The organism is Muricoccus radiodurans, from assembly GCF_050154705.1.
GTDB lineage: Bacteria > Pseudomonadota > Alphaproteobacteria > Acetobacterales > Acetobacteraceae > Roseomonas > Roseomonas radiodurans.
On record NZ_CP189562.1, the window covers coordinates 26,337 to 44,429 of the forward strand.

The 18,093-nt window shown below is 67.3% G+C and carries 14 protein-coding genes and 4 pseudogenes; 8 read left to right on the top strand and 10 right to left on the bottom strand.

The genetic code is table 11. From position 1 onward, the window contains the following. Window positions 1-117: 117 nt before the first annotated feature. The 4 genes from ACP6CK_RS28660 to ACP6CK_RS28675 all read right to left on the bottom strand — a co-directional run bounded on the left by ACP6CK_RS28660 (window position 118) and on the right by ACP6CK_RS28675 (window position 4,982). On the bottom strand, window positions 118-1,377 hold the full coding sequence (locus tag ACP6CK_RS28660) for a PA2928 family protein (RefSeq protein WP_426960185.1): 1,260 nt from the start codon (window positions 1,375-1,377) through the stop codon (window positions 118-120). Window positions 1,378-1,505: 128 nt separating this feature from the next. Further along, a complete protein-coding gene (locus tag ACP6CK_RS28665; RefSeq protein ID WP_426960118.1) occupies window positions 1,506-1,970 on the bottom strand; it encodes a GNAT family N-acetyltransferase in 465 nt (154 codons plus the stop codon). Window positions 1,971-2,403: 433 nt separating this feature from the next. Continuing rightward, complete coding sequence (locus tag ACP6CK_RS28670) at window positions 2,404-2,844, bottom strand: hypothetical protein (protein WP_426960119.1); 441 nt, start codon at window positions 2,842-2,844, stop codon at window positions 2,404-2,406. 578 nt (window positions 2,845-3,422) lie between these two features. Beyond that, window positions 3,423-4,982 (bottom strand): ATP-binding protein, encoded by a 1,560-nt coding sequence (locus tag ACP6CK_RS28675; protein WP_426960120.1) that lies wholly within the window; start codon window positions 4,980-4,982, stop codon window positions 3,423-3,425. A 272-nt stretch (window positions 4,983-5,254) separates the two neighbouring features. On the opposite strand from ACP6CK_RS28675, the gene ACP6CK_RS28680 reads away from it, so the two are divergent. Both ACP6CK_RS28680 and ACP6CK_RS28685 read left to right on the top strand, forming a co-directional pair. Beyond that, the gene (locus ACP6CK_RS28680; RefSeq protein WP_426960121.1) at window positions 5,255-5,479 is read left to right on the top strand and encodes a hypothetical protein; all 225 of its coding nucleotides are present in this window, start codon (window positions 5,255-5,257) and stop codon (window positions 5,477-5,479) included. A gap of 3 nt (window positions 5,480-5,482) precedes the next feature. Continuing rightward, entirely contained in the window at window positions 5,483-8,779 is a 3,297-nt protein-coding gene (locus ACP6CK_RS28685) for an error-prone DNA polymerase (protein WP_426960122.1), read from the top strand. Window positions 8,780-9,158: 379 nt separating this feature from the next. Here ACP6CK_RS28685 and ACP6CK_RS28690 read toward each other — a convergent pair. Beyond that, window positions 9,159-9,809 (bottom strand): annotated as a pseudogene (locus ACP6CK_RS28690) (SOS response-associated peptidase); the annotation flags it as partial. 489 nt (window positions 9,810-10,298) lie between these two features. Next, window positions 10,299-10,991 carry a DUF4105 domain-containing protein gene (locus ACP6CK_RS28695; protein WP_426960123.1) on the bottom strand — a complete coding sequence of 231 codons (693 nt, stop codon included), beginning with the start codon at window positions 10,989-10,991 and terminating at the stop codon, window positions 10,299-10,301. Between the two features lie 283 nt (window positions 10,992-11,274). Here ACP6CK_RS28695 and ACP6CK_RS28700 point away from each other — a divergent pair, with 283 nt between their 5' ends. After that, complete coding sequence (locus tag ACP6CK_RS28700; RefSeq protein ID WP_426960124.1) at window positions 11,275-12,135, top strand: amidohydrolase family protein; 861 nt, start codon at window positions 11,275-11,277, stop codon at window positions 12,133-12,135. Window positions 12,136-12,210: 75 nt separating this feature from the next. Here ACP6CK_RS28700 and ACP6CK_RS28705 read toward each other — a convergent pair whose 3' ends face one another. Continuing rightward, entirely contained in the window at window positions 12,211-13,215 is a 1,005-nt protein-coding gene (locus tag ACP6CK_RS28705; protein WP_426960125.1) for a tripartite tricarboxylate transporter substrate binding protein, read from the bottom strand. Window positions 13,216-13,704: 489 nt separating this feature from the next. Between ACP6CK_RS28705 and ACP6CK_RS28710 the strand changes: the two genes are divergently transcribed. After that, entirely contained in the window at window positions 13,705-13,941 is a 237-nt protein-coding gene (locus ACP6CK_RS28710) for a type II toxin-antitoxin system Phd/YefM family antitoxin (protein ID WP_426960126.1), read from the top strand. Window positions 13,942-13,976: 35 nt separating this feature from the next. Further along, window positions 13,977-14,327 carry a type II toxin-antitoxin system VapC family toxin gene (locus tag ACP6CK_RS28715; protein ID WP_426960127.1) on the top strand — a complete coding sequence of 117 codons (351 nt, stop codon included), beginning with the start codon at window positions 13,977-13,979 and terminating at the stop codon, window positions 14,325-14,327. A 294-nt stretch (window positions 14,328-14,621) separates the two neighbouring features. Here ACP6CK_RS28715 and bdcA read toward each other — a convergent pair whose 3' ends face one another. Further along, complete coding sequence (gene bdcA / locus ACP6CK_RS28720; protein WP_426960128.1) at window positions 14,622-15,335, bottom strand: SDR family oxidoreductase; 714 nt, start codon at window positions 15,333-15,335, stop codon at window positions 14,622-14,624. 75 nt (window positions 15,336-15,410) lie between these two features. On the opposite strand from bdcA, the pseudogene ACP6CK_RS28725 reads away from it, so the two are divergent. Next, window positions 15,411-15,935, top strand: a pseudogene (locus ACP6CK_RS28725) (TetR/AcrR family transcriptional regulator); the annotation flags it as partial. A gap of 3 nt (window positions 15,936-15,938) precedes the next feature. Here the strand turns inward: ACP6CK_RS28725 and ACP6CK_RS28730 are convergent. Further along, window positions 15,939-16,204, bottom strand: a pseudogene (locus ACP6CK_RS28730) (hypothetical protein); the annotation flags it as partial. Between the two features lie 45 nt (window positions 16,205-16,249). Here ACP6CK_RS28730 and ACP6CK_RS28735 point away from each other — a divergent pair. Both ACP6CK_RS28735 and ACP6CK_RS28740 read left to right on the top strand, forming a co-directional pair. Continuing rightward, window positions 16,250-16,839, top strand: a pseudogene (locus tag ACP6CK_RS28735) (transposase). Between the two features lie 91 nt (window positions 16,840-16,930). Next, complete coding sequence (locus ACP6CK_RS28740; protein ID WP_426960129.1) at window positions 16,931-17,353, top strand: hypothetical protein; 423 nt, start codon at window positions 16,931-16,933, stop codon at window positions 17,351-17,353. A 252-nt stretch (window positions 17,354-17,605) separates the two neighbouring features. On the opposite strand, the gene ACP6CK_RS28745 is transcribed toward ACP6CK_RS28740, so the two are convergent. Further along, window positions 17,606-18,079 carry a cupin domain-containing protein gene (locus tag ACP6CK_RS28745; protein WP_426960131.1) on the bottom strand — a complete coding sequence of 158 codons (474 nt, stop codon included), beginning with the start codon at window positions 18,077-18,079 and terminating at the stop codon, window positions 17,606-17,608. Window positions 18,080-18,093 lie beyond the last annotated feature (14 nt).

Here is an 18,093-nt window from a genome sequence, read left to right on the forward strand (position 1 = left end):
GGGTGCCCCGTGCTTGTTGCCGAGCTTCAAGAATGCTCCTCACACCAGCCGCCTATGGCGGCACCGGCTAGGAGGATCAAAGGGCGTCCTTTAGGGAGGCCAGATCTGGCCGTTGACCTAGTTGCTCTGACCGGAAATCTGCTCTGCGCGAATCCTCATTGCGTCATCTGTGACGTCGCGTGCGCGCCAATGGCCTGTGCTCGGGCGGAGTGACACAAGCCAGTACCTCTGACCGCTTCGCGCATTGTCTGTTGTCTGAGCAAAGGTTTCGGTGCCGAAGAGAACCATCTCGGTCGAAGCATCGAGAGTGACAGGTGATGCTTCCGGTGCAGGCATGACGGCGTTGACCATCGAGATTGGGAGCGCAGTTTCCCACTCCGCCCGACCCGTTGGACCGCTCAAGCGGGTCAGTCTCAAGCGTTGTCGGTGACCCAGTACATCCCGATGGAGCACGAGCACGCTGTCCGGATTGCGCAGGAGAAGCGGCATTTGGCTCGGCTCGCCAACAGTTCTGAGCAAGCCAGCCTCTTGGAACTCTGGACTCTCGGGCAGGGGCGTGAAATCGACATATCGAGCCCGGGTCAGGAGAGTCCACACTGGATCCTCGTCCCGGCGCCTTTCGCTCGCAGCGAGGTGCTCCCGACGCGCCGCCCAAAGCCGATGCCGGCCGGCTCTTGTGTGGTCCATATCCCCGAGAGGACCTCTCGTCCGAAACTGGTGAGCGTCCTGTTCATTCAGCAAGCCGAACCAGCGGTCCCCGACCGAGACACCGCGGCCCTGAAGCCATCCGGGGCCCGGGGCCATCCAGGCTGGCCGTGTCACATGCGGCGGAGACCGAGTGTTGTCAGCATTCACAGGATGCGCTGCGAGGGATCCGGGATCAATCCGCCACTCTCGTCCATCCATGGTGGTGAGCCGGAGCCCGTGATCGTCGAAGCGGTAGCTTTGCGCTCCCACCCCGAGAATACCTCGTAACTGAGGATTGTGCGCCTCCAGACGGGCCGTATCGGCCGTCACTTGCCCCTCGCGAGCGGAGATTCCGACCAAGCCAGACGGGAGCAGGATCCAGATTGTGCTCGCTTCGGCACCCAAGAGGCTTGGCGAGCCCTGAAAAGCCCGATCTGCCGTGGCGAGGCGCAGTCGCCGGGGTGCCACTCTCCCCGCCGTGTCGTAGATCCAGAGGTCCGTGACATGCCGGCTGCGCGAGCCTCGAATGGTGGCTTGGCGGTGCTCCGACCACGAGGTCCACTGCGTCGTGATTAGGAAGACCCTGTCGGTTTCCGCGTCGCGGATCCGGAGAGGCCCTCCTGCCAACTCGGGTGGGCTGAGGCTCATCCGACCGGGTTGCAGAAGCGCCCATGCGCCCCCGGCCAGCATAAGGAGAGCGAGCGAGGCAACGATCAAGCACCCCCAGAGTGAGCTGGTGTTCTTCCTATGCTCTTGGGTCTGGACTGTCGTCCTGCTCGGTCCTTGGTGCACCGGGAGATGCCTGCTTTCACTTCCCGTCAGAGTGTCTTTGTCATGCGGAGGAGGGGAACAGACGCTCCGCCGCGATCATCATGAATCGCCTCGATCGCCTGGTAACCGCAAGCACGATATAATGGCTCGCCGGATCTCGATGCGACCAGCTCAGCTCGACGGAAGCCCTCCGCACGCGCCGCTTCTTCACACAATCTGAGAACCAAACGCCCGACACCTCGCCGCGCAAAGGCCGGATGTGTATACATGGCCCGTACCCGCGCCGGGTCCCGGGATGGATCGAGGAGTGCAGCGCTGCGTCCAGTCGAGCGGTCGCCGCCATACATGGTAGCCCGACGGCTCCAGCCTCCGCATCCGGCGAGAGTGCCATCCTGCTCGACGGCGAAGTACGTGCGGTCAATGATCAGCTGGCTATCGAGGCCCATGAACGCCCGACTGGCTGCAATCTGCGACTCGTCCAGGAACGGCTTCTGCAGATCGGCGATGGCCATGTCGATGAGCTGGTGGAGAGCCAGGACATCCTCCTCGAGGGCTACTCGGTGGTATAAGAGGCCTTTCACGTGAGTCACTCCGTCTCGGTGGGCCCGGCACTGCCGGTCGCATTCTGCATCCCGTCAATCCGAGAACGGATCGTGCTGTGGCCCTTGCCTAGCCTCTCGACCGAGCCAGATCGGACCAAGCTAGTGGTGTACGTAAGAATGCATTGACTTGGATCCTGGCGAGGCTTGAACACATCGTAACTGTGGCTAGCAAAGGCTGTGCGTCGGAGCGGCGTGGAGGCATCCCGTCGCGATAGTCCGACAATCAATACGGGAAATCTGTGTCGAGGTCGTCGCGTCGGCGTCACGTCTGTCGCACGTCTGAGTAAAGACGCCGAAGGCCGGCCGCCAGCAGGCTCACGCCACGCCAGCTCGCTATGCAGCATCATGCCAAATCATCGTCGTAGTGCTTCCCATCATTCAATCCGATCTTTTGGCTGCTTCCGTGGCGAGCAAAGCTAACAAATGCATTGCGCAGAACGTGGACATCCCTGTTTGTGTCATGGATGTCCCATCGCGTAACCTCAAGCCATGCGACACCACGCGTCGTAACAACATCGAGCAGGTCTGCTTCGTCTGGGACCCAAACTTGCCGTTCCACCCGATTAGCATAAAGATCGATGCCCGCCGTGCCAGCGCCTGGCCCCTCCCGCAATTCGTACACACGAGTTTTTGCAACCTCATCATTAAAGCCGAAATACTGGTCAGCCCGATCCTGGTATTGCGGGTCACGTAGCCGCCGCCCAACGGCCTCATCGAACCAGCCAGGCCGCTTGACTGTCCTGAAGCGTCCGTTCGCCCATTGAGTTAGCGATCGCTCGTCCATCTGACCTTCCTCCACGCCGCAAGGTCGCGGCCAGACTCGCAAATTGCGCGTCGGACTTCCGGATCGGAATGTATCCGTGCATGCCTGACCAGCAGATCAGAATTCGCGGGACGAACACGGCTCGGGCAGCGTCGAGCCATTTGGCTGTGTTGCCCGGTCTGCCGTGAAGGTCACGCCATCTGTCGTGCCCTGGATAAGTAGGTCCTGCTCTCCACGGACTGCTACGGGACACCCCGTCCAGATGTAAAAATATGCGGGCAGCCCGTCGACGTTACCTGCCGCAGCGAAACTGTCCGGCCCAGCGCCACTCGCTCTGACGCGCACCGTCAGGGGGGCGAGCGCATCATCCACGGAGCGCGGGCATGGTAGGTCGTGCTGAGGCTCATTCGGCCGCCTCCGGGAGCGAGCAGGAGGTTAACCGCCCTCAGGAAGGCGGCTGACGCCCGTGGCCACGGGCTGACGCTTTGCTATGTTCGGTCAGGAAGCATTAGTCGATCTGCCGCTCCGAGACGCAATCACGCCATGGATACGGCCGGATTACGCCTGAACTCGAAGCACCATGAACCGTGGCACCCGCTTTAAGAGGCTCTGTCGAACATCGACGGAAGCGCACGATTCAAGGCCCGCTGCAGATTTTCCAGGGTGATCGGCTTCGGGACGAAGTCGTCCATCCCGGCGGCAAGGCATTCCCGCTCATCCGCCTCCAGGGCGCTTGCCGTGACGGCAATGAGCGCACTACGAAGGGAGCCCTCGACAGCCTCTTCCGATCGAATAGCCCGTGCCACACCCACACCGTCAAGGACAGGCATGTGCATGTCGAGGAGTACGATGCGGTGTCGCCCTGCGCGCCAGAGCGCGAGCGCCTCGGAGCCATCGGTTGCCAGATCCGCTTCGAACCCGAGCAGGGACAGCTGTCGCTTCAGAACCTCTCGGTTGATCGGGTGATCATCGGCCACCAAGAGCTTCGGTCGCCTGACACTCACTGAGGCACACACGTCCGATACAGGCGTTAGGGGCAGCGCGGCCACATCGGGCGCACGACGAAGCGTCAGTGTGACCTGGAAGCGGCTGCCCTGCCCCGGGGTGCTCTGGACCGTCACGTCCCCGCTCATCATGCCGGCGAGCCGCCGGACAATGTTCAAGCCCAAACCGGAGCCACCATACCGCCTCGTCGTCGACCCGTCCGCTTGAGCAAAGGGCTGGAACAGGCGGCTTACTTGTTGCTCGGTCAAGCCGATGCCGGTGTCCTCGACTGTCATGCGGACACGGACATTGCCTTCTTCCCCGGCCCTGATGTCGGTCAGCACCAGGATATAGCCCGCGTGCGTGAACTTGACGGCATTGCCGACGAGGTTGGACAGGATCTGACGCACCCGCACGGGATCCCCGCTGACCATGTCCGACTGGACAGGGGGTTGAGTAATGAGGCGGAGGGACTTACGGCTTGCCTCGGCGGCGAAGTTCTCCATTACCTCCCCAATGAGGTCCGAAAGAGAGAAGGTCACCTGTTCCAGCTCGAGCCGGCCCTCCTCGATCTTCGAGACATCTAGGATGTCGTCGATGATGCGCAGCAGGGCGCCGGCGCTCCCGCGCATGATGGACAGACAGCGGGTCTGGTCCGCCGTCAACTCCCCGGAGCGCTCCAGGATCTCCATCATGCCCAGCACGCCATTCATCGGGGTTCGGATCTCGTGGCTCATGGTAGCCAGGAAGGTGGACTTCGCCCGCGCGGCTTTCTCCGCCGCGTCGCGCGCCGCCTCGGCCTCATCCCGTGCCCGTGCCAACTCCTCCTCTCGCAACCGAAGGGTCGTGATATCGCGATAGACAATGATGTAACCGCCGGCTTCGAGCGGTGCGACCGAGATTTCCAGCCAGCGTCCGTCCGGTGCAGCGCGAGTGTATCGCATGCCCTCCGGCGCGCGAACGCTGGCGCAGCGCTGGCGAACAAAAGCGTCAAGTTCCGCGGCGTCGGGGGGAGGGGGACCAAAATCACCCCGCACGGCCTGGAAGCGCATCAGGTCCGTCATGGGGATCCCAGGTTGGACCAGTTCGGCCGGCAGGCCCAACAGGCGCTCGAACTGGGAACTCGCGAAGTGGAGCCGGAGGTCACCGTCCCAAAGCGCCACAGCATCCTGCATGTACCGGAGTGCAACGTCCTGCGGCAACGCCGGGAGGCAGCCGTGCCGATTGGTCGAGGTCGGGTCGGGAGGAGATTGCTTGTGCATGGAAGTGGCCGGTTATGCCCGACAAGGCCTTGTGTTCACCAGACACAGAGCGGCGCCAAGCCGATCAGTCCCTCCGGGAGCACGAGAGCGTGGAGATAGGTTGGGGCCGGCGAAGAGTATAGGAGGGCTTGAACAAAACAGGAACATGCTCCCATAGTCGATCGGGTGTGTGGAGGCAGCCCCCGATGCCCGATTCGTCCCGTTCCGCGTCCGATCTCGTGCCCGCCTCGGACGAGGAACTGGCGACCGCTCTGGCCTATGCGCTGCGCTTCGACGCCCGCGGCAAGGCCCGCCGGGGCGGGGGCGACCTGGCCGCCAGCCTCGCTGGCGAGCGCCTGGCCGAGCACCTCCGGCGCGCCGGCTTCGTGCTGATGCGGGAGAAAGGCGCCCGTCCGCACAGCGCAGGCTGAACCGTGCGGGCGCGCTACGCCGAGCTCGGGGCCCAGTCGAACTTCTCCTTCCTCGACGGCGCCTCGCACCCGGCCGAGTTGGCCCTGACCGCGGCCGAGCTGGGCCATGCCGGCCTGGGGCTCTGCGACACCAACAGCCTCGCCGGCGTGGTGCGCGGGCATGTCGCGGCCAGGCAGCTGGGCCTGCCCTTCGCCGTGGGCGCCCGCCTCGAGCTGCTGGACGGCTCGCGCTACCTCGCCTGGCCCACCGACCGCGCCTCCTACGGCCGCCTCACCGCCCTGCTGTCGCGGGCCCGCATCGCCGCGCCCAAGGGAGAGTGCCATCTCTCCCGCCCCGACCTCCTCGCCCATGCCCAGGGGCTGATCCTGGCCGCCATCCCGCCCGAGGCGCCGGACGCAGCTTTCGCCGCGCGGCTGCGGCAGGACGCCCGAGACCTGCGGGACCGCTTGGCGCTGCCGCTGTTCTGCGCGGCCTGGTGCACCCGGGACGGCGGTGACCGCGGGCGTCTGAAGGTGCTGGCCGGCATGGCCGCCTCCTGCGGCGCCCGCCTGCTCGCGACCAACCGGGTCCGCTACCACCACCCCGCCCGGCGGCGGCTGGCCGACGTGCTCTCCGCCATTCGCCTGCGGACCACCGTCGATGCCCTGGGCTTCGCGGCAGAGCTGAACGCGGAGCGCTGCCTCAAGTCCCCGGCCGACATGGCGGGCCTCTTCTCCTCCCACCCCGAGGCCCTGCTCGCCACCCTCGACGTGCTCGAGACCACCCGCGGCTTCTCCCTCGACCAGCTCCGCTACGAGTACCCGGACGAGATCCTGGAGCCGGGCCGCACCGCTCAGGAGACCCTGGAGGCCCGGGTCTGGGCGGCGGTGAACGAGCGCTGGCCACTCGGCCTCTCCCCCAACGCCCGGGGCCGCCTCGCCCACGAGCTGCAGCTGATCGGGCAGCTGGGCTACGCGCCCTACTTCCTGACCGTCCACGAGATCGTCCGCTACGCCCGCGAGAGGGGCATTCTCTGCCAGGGCCGGGGCTCGGCCGCCAACTCGGCCGTCTGCTACGTCCTCGGCGTCACGGCCGTGGACCCGGACAAGCACGACCTCCTCTTCGAGCGCTTCGTCTCCGCCTCCCGCGGCGAGCCGCCCGACATCGACATCGACTTCGAGCACGAGCGCCGCGAGGAGGTGATCCAGCACCTCTACGCCCGCTACGGCCGCGAGCGCGCCGCCATCTGCGCCACCGTCATCCGCTACCGCGGCCGCTCGGCCATCCGCGAGGTGGGCAAGGCCATGGGCCTGTCGGAGGACATCACGGGACGGCTGGCCAAGATGGCCTGGGGACCGGGGCGGGATGGCAGCCTCGCCGACATCGCCCGGGCCGAGGGGCTGGACCCCGATGCGGACCGGCGCCTCGGCATGGCCTTGGAGCTGGCGGAGGAGATCCAGGACTTCCCCCGCCACGTCGCGACCCATGTCGGCGGCTTCGTCATCACCCGCGGCCCGCTGATCGAGCTGGCGGTGGTCACCCACGCCAGCATGCAGGACCGCACCACGCTCGAGTGGGACAAGGACGACATCGACGCCCTCGGCATCCTGAAGGTCGACGTGCTCGGCCTAGGCATGCTCTCCGCGCTCCGCCGCGCCTTCGGGCTCATCCGCCAGCACAAGCGCCGCCAGGTCGACCTCGCCGGCCTGCCGAAGGACTGCCCGGCCACCTACGAGATGCTCCGCCGCGCCGACAGCCTCGGCGTGTTCCAGGTCGAGAGCCGGGCGCAGATGAACATGCTGCCCCGCCTCAAGCCGCGGACCTTCTACGACCTCGTGGTGCAGGTCGCGATCGTCCGGCCCGGGCCCATCCAGGGCGACATGGTCCACCCCTACATCCGGAGGCGGTGGGGGCTGGAGAAGCCGGAATACGCCGGCCCCTCCGAGGAGCACGGCGAGCCGGATGAGCTGCAGAAGGTGCTGGAGAAGACGCTGGGCGTGCCGCTGTTCCAGGAGCAGGCGATGCGGGTCGCCATCGTCGCGGCCGGCTTCTCGCCGGAGGAGGCGGACGACCTCCGGCGGGCCATGGCGACGTTCAAGTACACGCAGGGGGTGGGGATCTACCGCGACCGGCTGGTCGAGGGCATGGCCCGGCGCGGCTACCCCCGCGACTTCGCCGAGCGCTGCTTCAAGCAGATCGAGGGCTTCGGCAGCTACGGCTTCCCCGAGAGCCACGCCGCCTCCTTCGCCCACCTTGTCTACGCCTCGGCCTGGGTGAGGAAGCACCACCCCGGCGTGTTCGCCTGCGCCCTGCTGAACAGCCAGCCGATGGGCTTCTACGCGCCGGCGCAGATCGTGCGGGATGCCCACGCGCACGGGGTAGGGGTCCGGCCGGTGGACGTGAACCGCTCGGGCTGGGACAGCACGCTGGAGCCGGACCGGGACAGCCGGGACGAGCTGGCGCTGCGCCTCGGGCTGCGGGTCACGGCGGGGCTATCGGAGGAGGAGGGGCGGCAGCTGATCCGGGCGCGGGATGCCGGCAACGGCCGGCCTTTCGCCTCGGTGGAGGAGGCGGCCTACCGCGCCCAGCTCAGCCGGCACGCCCTCTCGGCCCTGGTCGAGGCGGACAGCTTCGCGGGGCTGGCCACCCCCCGCCCTCGGGCACACTGGGCGGCGCGGGCGGTGGACACGAGAGCGCAGACGGAGCTGCCGCTGTTCGCGGCGACCGAGGGGCCGCAGATCGAGGAACCCGCGCCGGTCCTGCCGGAGGAGCGGGAGGGGAGGGCGGTCGCGGCCGATTACGGCGCCACCGGCCTGACGCTGCGGCGGCACCCGCTGGCGCTGCTGCGGCCGACCCTGGACCGGCTACGGCTGGACGACACGCGGCGGTTCCGGGCGGCACGGCAGGGACAGACGATCCGGCTGCCCGGGCTGGTGCTGCTGCGGCAGCGGCCCGGGACGGCGAAGGGCGTGGTGTTCGTCACCGTCGAGGACGAGCACGGGGACGCGAACCTCGTCGTCTACGAGAAGGTCGGGGCCGAGCACCACCGGGCCCTGATCAGCGCCCGCCTTCTGGTCGCGGAGGGGCGGGTGGAGCGCACGGAGGAGCACGCCGAGGTGCCGATCCTGCACCTCATCGTGCGCCGGCTCACCGACCGCTCCGACCTGCTGGACGGGCTGCAGGGGATCGGGGGGGCAGGTCCAGGTGAGGAGGCGGACTGGGCGGATCGGGCGCTGGGCCGAGCGGACGAGGTGCGGCGACCGGATCCGGGTTCGCGGCAGGATGCGGCGAAGATGCCGCCCAGTCGGGACTTCCGATAGGCGGGCCCGCACGTCACCATGCCAGCGCGACGAGCCCGGGAGAGGCAGAGGATGCGGGTCCGATTGGACATGCGGGACAGCACGGGAGCGGCGAGACCGCTCGGCGATGCGGAACTGACCCAGTCACTCCTGGAGGAGCTGCGGCGTCAGCGCGGCGCAGACGAGCGGTCCACCGATGTCACCATCGGGGGTGCCAAGTGCACGGCCACCTGGCGGCACAACGACGTGGCGTCCGTGATCGTGCCGTCCCGCGAGGCCGCGAAGGCCTGGCCCGGGTTCCGCCCGATGCCCGGCCGGTAGCCAGGCCGTCAGAACAGCGAGGCCTGGGCCTTCTGCTTGGGGCCGATATCGCCGCCGCCCACGTCCCTCTCCTCTGCCCGTCGTGCTTCTCGCCGCGCGCCACGATGCGGAGCGCTCCGTCCGGCAGCGGCCGTTGCAGCGCCTTCGCCTCCGACCAGGGCGCCCGCATCCAGATCTCCCGCTCCTCCTCGGTGGTCAGGATGACCGGCATGGCCTTGGGGTGGACGGCGCCGACCTCGGCGTTCGGTTCGCTGGTCAGGAAGGCGTAGAGGTCGGCCGTCACCTCGCCTTCCTTGACCTTGCGGACGGACGTCCACTGCGGGGCCCAGATGCCGGCGAAGAAGGCGAGCGGCCGGTCCTCGGCCAGGGCGAACCACACCGGCTGCGATTTGCCGTCCGGCAGGCGCTCCGGTTCGGAGAAGGAGGTCAGCGGCACGAGGCAGCGGTGCTCGGGCGAGAGCCACCGGCGCCAGTGCGGCGAGCCCGTGTTCCGGACGTTGGTCACGCCGGGGTCGGTCTTCTTGCCCTGGAGGGCGAAGGCCGGCGACGGCATGCCCCACCGCGCCATGGCAAGCTCGCGCGTCCCATCCGCCGCCGTCCGCACGATCGGCGCCGGGTAGTCCGGGAACACGCCGGGCAGCGCGGGCAGGTTGCCGACGCTGTCCTGCATGGCCTTGGCGAGTGCCACGATCGCCGCCTTGTTGCTGGTCATTGAGTAAAGATTGCACATACGAGCAACGGTAGCCGCCCGAGCCGGTTGAGAGAATGCCGTCAACGATAGCGCGCTACCAACATCGCGATGGCTTGTCCGGGGCTCTTCATGGTGGACGTGAGGAATATTGGCCAATGGCGGCGGGTCAGAGAAAGGGGAGCTCGATGAGTGCCAGCGCAGGCGGCGACTTCACGCTGAGACAGGATGGCAGCGCAGTCAGCAACTTCGCGACCCTCGACCAGGCGAAGGCTGCTGGACTGAAGCAGGCGGCTGAGGCCGCTGCCAAGAGTCCTCCGCAGTCGGCAGTATTCACAGTTACGGACTTGTCGGGGGCGGAGGTATGGAAGATCGCGTCCACGCCGTAGCCTCGACCTCCGATATCCACGCCGGCACTCTGACGGTCTGAGCACATTGCCAAACAGGCCGCCCCACGCCTCCCGAGATGTTCGCCGCGCGCCCTGTCTTCGCTCCGTCCTGCCTCAGACCGGAGCGGTTGACATCAACGCCTCAAGCGAACTTGGCCAATCCGCCCGACGTCCCTCGCGCGGCGCTCCGACGCTTCACGCCTCGCAAGAGCGCGAGTTGCTCCTTGGTTCCATAGCGGTTGGCGACGAGTTCATCGATGAAGTCGGACCAGAGCATGGGCTTGCCGACTCTCATCGCGTAATCGCGTACATCGCAAGGTGTCCAGATCTGATGGTGCGATGTCTTGTACCAGGGGGTCGCGACCTGAAGAACCTCCGCCACGATCGTCGAGCAGTTCTTGCGGAGGAACTTGTAGCTGGCATTCTGCTTCATCCGGATCGAACGCCATTTGGCGACCATCTTGTTCACGTTCAAATTCTTGATGCGGATCACGTGGTCAGGGGCGTAGTTCTCGAGCGCGACGTCGGCGAAGAGCGAGGGCTTGGAGACCGCCATGAACTTGACGCCGGATTTCCAGCCGTCGTTGAAGTTGGTGACCCCCTTCTTCCCGGCATCGGTCAGCTTTCCCGGCCAGAAGCTCACGTAATCGTCTGTGCCAGCGACCAGACCCGTGCTCGATCCGTCGACGACCATCTTCCCCGAATTGTCCTCGGCATCAACAAGGGCACGGGTATCCGTATAGTGGTCAGTGATGCTGAGGCTCGCGTGTCCGGTCCAGGTATGCCCGCCGGAAGTATCGATGAAATGGTTCTGCCAGATCAGAACGGTCGCCATACATCCTCCTTGGTCTTTGAGGCCATCGAACTTCATGCGTCCGATGCTTCGGACGCGCTCAGGTCGGCTCTTCAGCCCCAGCGGCAAGAGGAATGACGCCGGTGCCATGTGAGCCGCGACGTTGCAGGAACAATCAACCAGAGTGGCTGAGGTTCGTCCAATTTCCTGTGCGGAATTTCCTGGAATTGTCTGGACAATCCAACGGTGCAGCCCGCCGGTGAAGGCCGCAACCCGGATCTTTGCACCTTGTACGACGCGAGCGCTCCCGATGGAGGTCTAGCCGATGTTGATCGTTGATTCGCAGGTCCATATCTGGGCCGCCGAGACGCCGGACCGCCCCTGGTCGCCGCTTCATGCAGGAGCCGCTCAGCGCGCAGAGCCCTTTTCCGCGGACGATCTGCTCACCGAGATGCGGGCGGCCGGCGTGAAGGCCGCCGTCTTGGTTCCCCCATCCTGGGAGGGCACACGCAATGAACTGGCCCTGGACGCGGCGCGGCGTCACCCCGCGCGCTTCGCCGTGATGGGACGATTGCCTCTCGAACATCCTGATAGCCGCGATCGAATGGCGGAATGGCCCTATCTCCGAGGGCTTTTCGGCGCACGGGTAAACTTCCGTCCTGCCGCAAGCCGTGCCTGGCTGCAGGACGGCACCGCCGACTGGCTGTGGCGTCAGGCCGAGCGCGATGGGCTATGCCTCATGGTCTTCGCCCCGCATGACTTGCTCCGGATCGGCGCCGTCGCGGCCGCCCATCCCAACCTGCGCATCGCCTTGGACCATATGGCGCTCTCCGGCGAGGAGAAGGGGGAGGCCGCTTTCGCGAACCTGCCGGACTTACTGGCACTGGCACGGCACCCCAACATCGCCGTGAAGGCGTCGGCACTCCCCTGCGTTGCGGCCGACGACTACCCGTACCGCAGCCTGCATGAGCCGATCCGGCGGGTGGTGGATGCCTTTGGCCCCGAGCGCGTCTTCTGGGGCAGCGACCTCACGCGCCTTCCCTGCTCCTACAGCCAGGCCGTTCGCCTCTTCACAGAGGAGCTGCCCTGGCTGTCTGGAGCGGAGCTGGAAGCTGTGATGGGGGGAGCCATCTGTGACTGGCTGGACTGGCCCGCCCCGCGGACGTTGAGCGACGCGACGATGTGACCCTGGGCGCCCGGCGGCCGCACCGGCCGGGCCAGCCCCACTTCGCGGAGCGCCGTCGAGGTCGCCACACGATCCCTATTGGCGCTCGATACCAACACGCGCCGCCACCTCCGGCCACTTCGCCACCTCATCGCGCACAAAGGTCTGCGCCTCCTCGACGCTCGTTCCGCGCACCTCCGCGCCCAGCGCGACCATCCGCTCCTGAACCTCCGCTGTCCGGAGCTGGAGGTTGATGTCGGCGGAGATCTTCGCCGCCACGGGTTCGGGCAATCCCGATGGCGCCAGGATCACGCCCCAGCTGGAGGCTTCGAACCCCGGCAAGCCGCTCTCGGCCACGGTCGGTACGTCGGGGAGCAGAGGCGACCGTGCCGCCGTGCTGATGGCGAGCGCCTTCAGCTTGCCTCCGCGGATATGGCCGAGAACCGCCGCCATGGTGTCGAACATCACGTCTACCCGCCCGGCCATCAGATCTGGATGGGCGGCGCTGCTGCCCCGGTAGGGCACGTGCACCAGCTTCGCGCCGCTCTGCAGCGCGAAGAGCTCCCAGGCCAGGTGGGTGATCCCGCCGGTGCCGGCGAAGGTCACACCCTCCGGACGGCGCTTCGACCGGTCAATCAACTCGCTTGCGCGGGCCGCGGGAAAGTCGGGGCCAGCCACCAGGACCAGTGGCACGGAATAAGCCGTCGTCAGCGCCATCACGTCCCGCAGAGTGTCGAAGGGCAGGCGATAGAGCGCCACGTTGATCGCATGGGTTACGGCACTGATCCCGAGCGTGTGCCCATCCGGCGCGGAACGGGCAATTGCCTCCGTGCCGATGATGTTGTTGGCACCGGCGCGGTTCTCCACCACGACTGACTGTCCCCAGCTGGCCGGCAGGCGCTCGGCGAGGAGCCGCGCCGTGATGTCGATGGCCCCGCCCGGCGTGGCCGGCACGATGATCCGCACAGGACGGCTGGGGAAAGCGACCTGGGCACGAGCGCGTGCCGGCCAATCCAGCGCAGCGGCTGCAGTAAGCGCCGTCCGTCTGTCCAGGCGCGGCCAACTGTCCGCCTTGGCGGGCGCGCAGGGCTGCTTCTGCATGGGACGTCCTCCTTCCCGCGCTACCGTACGGGCAGGCCAGTTTGGCCCCGTCGACACGTGGAGGCCAGGAGCCAGCAGCAAAGTGTGTCGGTTCGCTAAGTCTTGCTCCCCTCCGGGGCCTCGTTCCGCTACGCCGGGTTTGTTGTCCATGCCATAGGGTGGGTCGGTGACCATGAGGTGCGGCCGAACGCCGGCCGGCGCAGATTCCACGACGACAGGGTCGGTGGAGGCACCGCAGATCAGGCGGTGACTGCGGAGGAGCCAATGATCACCCAGAGTCGATACGAGCTCGGCCGGCGGCGGAGGGAAAGCATCCGGATCGGTCAGACTTGGTGCGGCGGGCGGTTCTAACCCGCCGGGGCAGTGCAGGGGAGGGCGCCTAGGCAGACCGTTCGGAGGCCCCGACGAAGCCAAGCTCTCACTGATTCACTGCCTTGAACAACCTTGATCAAGTGAGCATCTTGAACCCGGTACCCGGGGAGGGGCTGAATGGCGACGCTGAACTTGTACGAAGCGCGGACCCAACTCTCCCGTCTCGTCGACCGCGCGGCGGCAGGCGAGGAGATCGTCATCGCGAAGGATGGTCGACCTCTCGCCCGCCTCGTCCCACTCGCCATGCCGGGCAAGTCCCGCGAGTTCGGCTTCCTGCGAGATGAGGTCTGGGTCGGACCGGACTTCGACGCCCCGCTCCCGGACGAACTGCAGCGGGCCTTCGAGGGCGGGTGAGACTTCTCCTTGACACCCAGATCCTGATTTGGGCGGTGACCGACCCATCACGTCTTCCGCGCCCGGTCGTGGCCGCCCTGTCCACGCCGGAGAATACGCTCCTTGTCAGTGCGGCCTCGGTCTGGGAGATCGCGATCAAGGCGGCCCTCGGGCGCCTCCGCTTTCCACTCGATCGGATCGACGCCGTGCTCGAGCGCGCCGGTATGGAGCCTCTGCCGATCCGGGCCGCGCACGCCGTCGCCGCCGGTGCGTTGCCCCGGCACCACGGTGACCCGTTCGACCGTATGCTCATTGCCCAAGCCCAGGTGGAAGACCTCGTCCTCGTCAGCACAGATGCGGCCATGGCGGCCTACCCGATGCGGCTCTTCGGGCGCGACGCCGGGTGATGGTCGTAGCTTTGTCTCCTCCGCACCCGCTCCGGTCTCACAGGTCTCAAGCCACCACTCCCATCACCAACCGCGTTGCGCATAACCGACCCGGCAGGCGATCGCGTCGGGCCGCGACCCGACGCGTGCGGCGACCTGACACCCGCGACCGCCGACACGCTCACCTCTTCCAGCGGTTCCGGTCTCAAAACCGCAAGCAGCCACGGCCAGGAGTGAAGCGTGGTAGCAGCATGTCCCACCGCCGTGGCGCCCTTCGGCGCGGGATGGGGTGGTCTGATCCGCCCCGTCCTGCGCCTAGGCCCTGAAGCCGCCGTCGATCGTGTGCATCGCGCCGGTGACGAAGCTCGCCTCCGGTCCTGAGAGCCAAGCCACCATCCCCGCCACGTCCTCCGGCCGTCCGTGGCGCTTGATGGCCATGACCGCATGCTGGATGTCCTTCATCGGCCCGTCCGCGGGGTTCATGTCCGTGTCGATCGGCCCGGGCTGCACGACATTCACCGTGATCCCGCGCGGACCGAAGTCCCGCGCCAGTCCGCGAGCCATGCCCTGCAGCGCCGACTTGCTCATCGCGTAGGCCGAGAGGCCCGGGAATGGGATGCGGTCGCCGTTGACGGAGCCGATCACGATGATCCGTCCACCCTCCGGCATCCGCCGCGCCGCCTCCACCGCCGCGTGGTAGGGCGCGGCCACGTTGATGCGGATCAGCCGGTCCACCTCGTCCGGGTCCGCCTCCAGCGGGTCGCCGAAGGCGCCGACCCCGGCATTCACCACCAGCACGTCGAGCGGCCCGCTGTCCCGCACCCGCGCGATCACCGCGTCCCTGTCCGCGCTGTCCGTCACCTCGGCTCTCGCCCCCGTCTCCGCCGCGAGCCGTTCCGCGGCCTCTCGCGATCCGGCATAGGTGAAGGTCACCGCTGCCCCCTCGGCCGCGAAGCGCCGCACGATCGCCGCCCCGATGCCGCGGCTGCCGCCGAGCACGAGAACGGACTTGTCCCGAAAGCCGGCCATCAGGCCCTCCTTGATGGTTAATATAGTGAACGCTACACAAAACCGTCGGAAGCCTCGTCAAGGTGTCTTGTAGCGATGACTACAGATGCTCTGCGCGCCCGCGGTCGCCCCCGCCGCTTCGACCTGGAAGCCGCCCTCGCCACCGCCCAGGGCCTCTTCCATGCTCATGGCTATGATGCGGTCAGCGTGGCCGACCTCACCGAGGCGCTCGGCATCAACCCGCCAAGCTTCTATGCCGCCTTCGGCAGCAAGGCCGCCCTCTACGCCCGCATCCTCAGGCGCTACACCGCCTTGCAGGGCGTTCCGCTGGACGAGATCCTCCGCCCCGGCCGCCCCGTGGCCGAGGCCCTGGCGGAGGTGCTGGAGGAAGCGGCACGCCGCTACGCCGCCGACCTCTCGTCGGCCGAGGCCGGCGCCGGCTGCCTCGTCATCGAGGGCAGCCGCTCCAAAGCTCCCGAGGCGCGGGAAGCCTCCCGCGCCCTCAGCTCGGCGGCCGAGGACAAGATCCGCCGGTTCATCGCTGCCGCGCACCCGGAAGCGGCCGAGCCCCTCGCTGACTACGTCGTCACCCTGATGACCGGCCTCTCCGCCATGGCCCGCGACGATGCCCACCGTCTCGCTCTTGGGCATGTAGACGATGTCGCCGGGCCCGGCGGTTCTTTTCCCCTCGTCGGACGTGATGGCGAGTCGGCCCTCGAGGACGATCATCACGTCATCCACGGCCATCGTCTCCTGCAAGCCCTGGCCCGATTGGTACAGTCCGTAGCCGATCGTGTCGGCCTGCCGTGACGCTCATCGACGAGATTAGCGGCGAAGACGTCGCCGTCCTGCCCGGGCGAGCGCTCGAACGAAGCGTCGGCGGGGGAGAAAACGGCGCTGTTGCGAAATCCTGGTGGGCTTGCATGTAGACGGGCATGAGCAAGGGAGCAGCGCCGGCCGGTCGGTCGAAGACGCGGTATCGTGTGCGGAACTGGGCTGAGTATGACCAAGGGCTGGTCGCCCGCGGCGACCTGACGGTCTGGCTCTCGCCGGACCTGGCCTGGCAGGCGCTGGAGAGCACGGGGCGGCGGGGCCGGCCGCAGGTCTTCAGCGACACGGCCCTTCAGTGTGCGCTCACCATCAAGGTGCTGTTCCGGCTGCCGCTGCGGGCGGCTCAGGGCCTAGTAGGGAGCCTGATCCGTTTGGCTGGGCTCGGCTGGCCGGTGCCGCACGACAGCACCCTCTCGCGGCGGCAGCGGGACCTGACGGTGATCATCCCTTACCGTTCCCGGGGTGAGTCGCTGCATCTCGTCGTGGACAGCACCGGGGGCGACGCCTCTGGAAGCGATGGAGCGGCTACCACCGCCGCAGCCTGGCCGAGACAGCGATGTCACGCATCAAACGCCTGGGCGAGCGGCTCGCAGCGCACGATCCCGCCCGTCAGGTCGCCGAGGTGCAGATCCGCTGCGCCATTCTCAACACCACCAACCGGCTCGGCATGCCCGATCCCGTCGCCGTGGCCTGATATCAGCGCCCAACTGCGGCCTCGCGACCTCAGCCAGAATTATTCAACAGAGCCCAGCCGGAGGCAGGCTTCATAGGATGCCGGGGTGGCCGTGTCGGGACCACAGAGCCTGCCGCTGTTCGCCATGGCTGGGGAAATCGCCGCGGCGGCCATGGCGGAGATGCCCCTGATGGCGGAACCCGATGCCGTGCTCTCCCAGCAGGGCGAGGGGGAGCACGTCGTCGAGGACTACGGCTCCCTTTGCTTGACCCTGGGACGCCACCCGCTGGCGCTGCTGCGGCCCGTGCTCGACCGGCTCGGCCTGGACGACACCCGTGGGCTGACCACCTTGCGCCACGGCGCCAGCATCCGGCTGCCCGGCATCGTGCTGATTCGCCAGCGGCCGGGCAGTTCCAAGGGCGTGGTCTTCATGACCGTCGAGGACGAGCACGGCGTCGGCAATCTCGTCATCTTCGCCAAGGTGGCAGAGGCGAACCGCCGGGCGATGATCGGCGGTTCGCCTGATTGTGGCTGAGGGGCAGGTCGAACGGCTGGAGGAGCACGTCGAGGAGCCGGTAAACCATCTCATCGTCGGCGGGCTGAAGGATCGCTCGGACCTCCTGAACGGCCTGTCGCTGGCCGACCAGGGTAGAGAGTGGGCCGAGCGCACCCTGGGCCGGGCTGACGAGGTGCGGCGACCGGGGCCGGGCAACAGGCGCCAGCCTCTGACGAAGATGCCGCCGAGCCGGGACTTTCGATAGCCGACCAACTTGAACGATGTGTTGCCTCAGCCCTGCTGGATCCACTCTGGCTTGGGCACCGGAACGAGGTTCGTCAGGTTCACCACCACCTCCTCCGTCCCGCTGCGCACCAAAGCGCAGTGTAAGACTTCGGTGGCAGAGGGATTGATCTCCTGATGAGGCACGTAAGGCGGAACGAGGAAGAAGTCGCCTGCCTTCGCCTCGGTGATGAACTCCAGCTTGTCGCCCCAGCGCATATGGGCGGTACCGGAGATGACGTAGATCACGCTCTCCAGCCCGCCATGATGGTGCGGGCCAGTCTTGGCACTGGGTTCAATGCGGTTGGTTCCTGCCCAGAGGGCAGAGGAGCCGGTGCGCGAACCGGAAATCGCGACCTGGCGATTCATGCCGAGCGTCTCCGGAGTGTCGCAGCTCTTCTGCGCGGCGGGGACGTGGCGGATGCCCTGCGTGCGCCAGTCCTTCGCCGAGCCGGCGCCCTTCACGATCGTGCCGTCAGGCATGGGATAAACTCCGG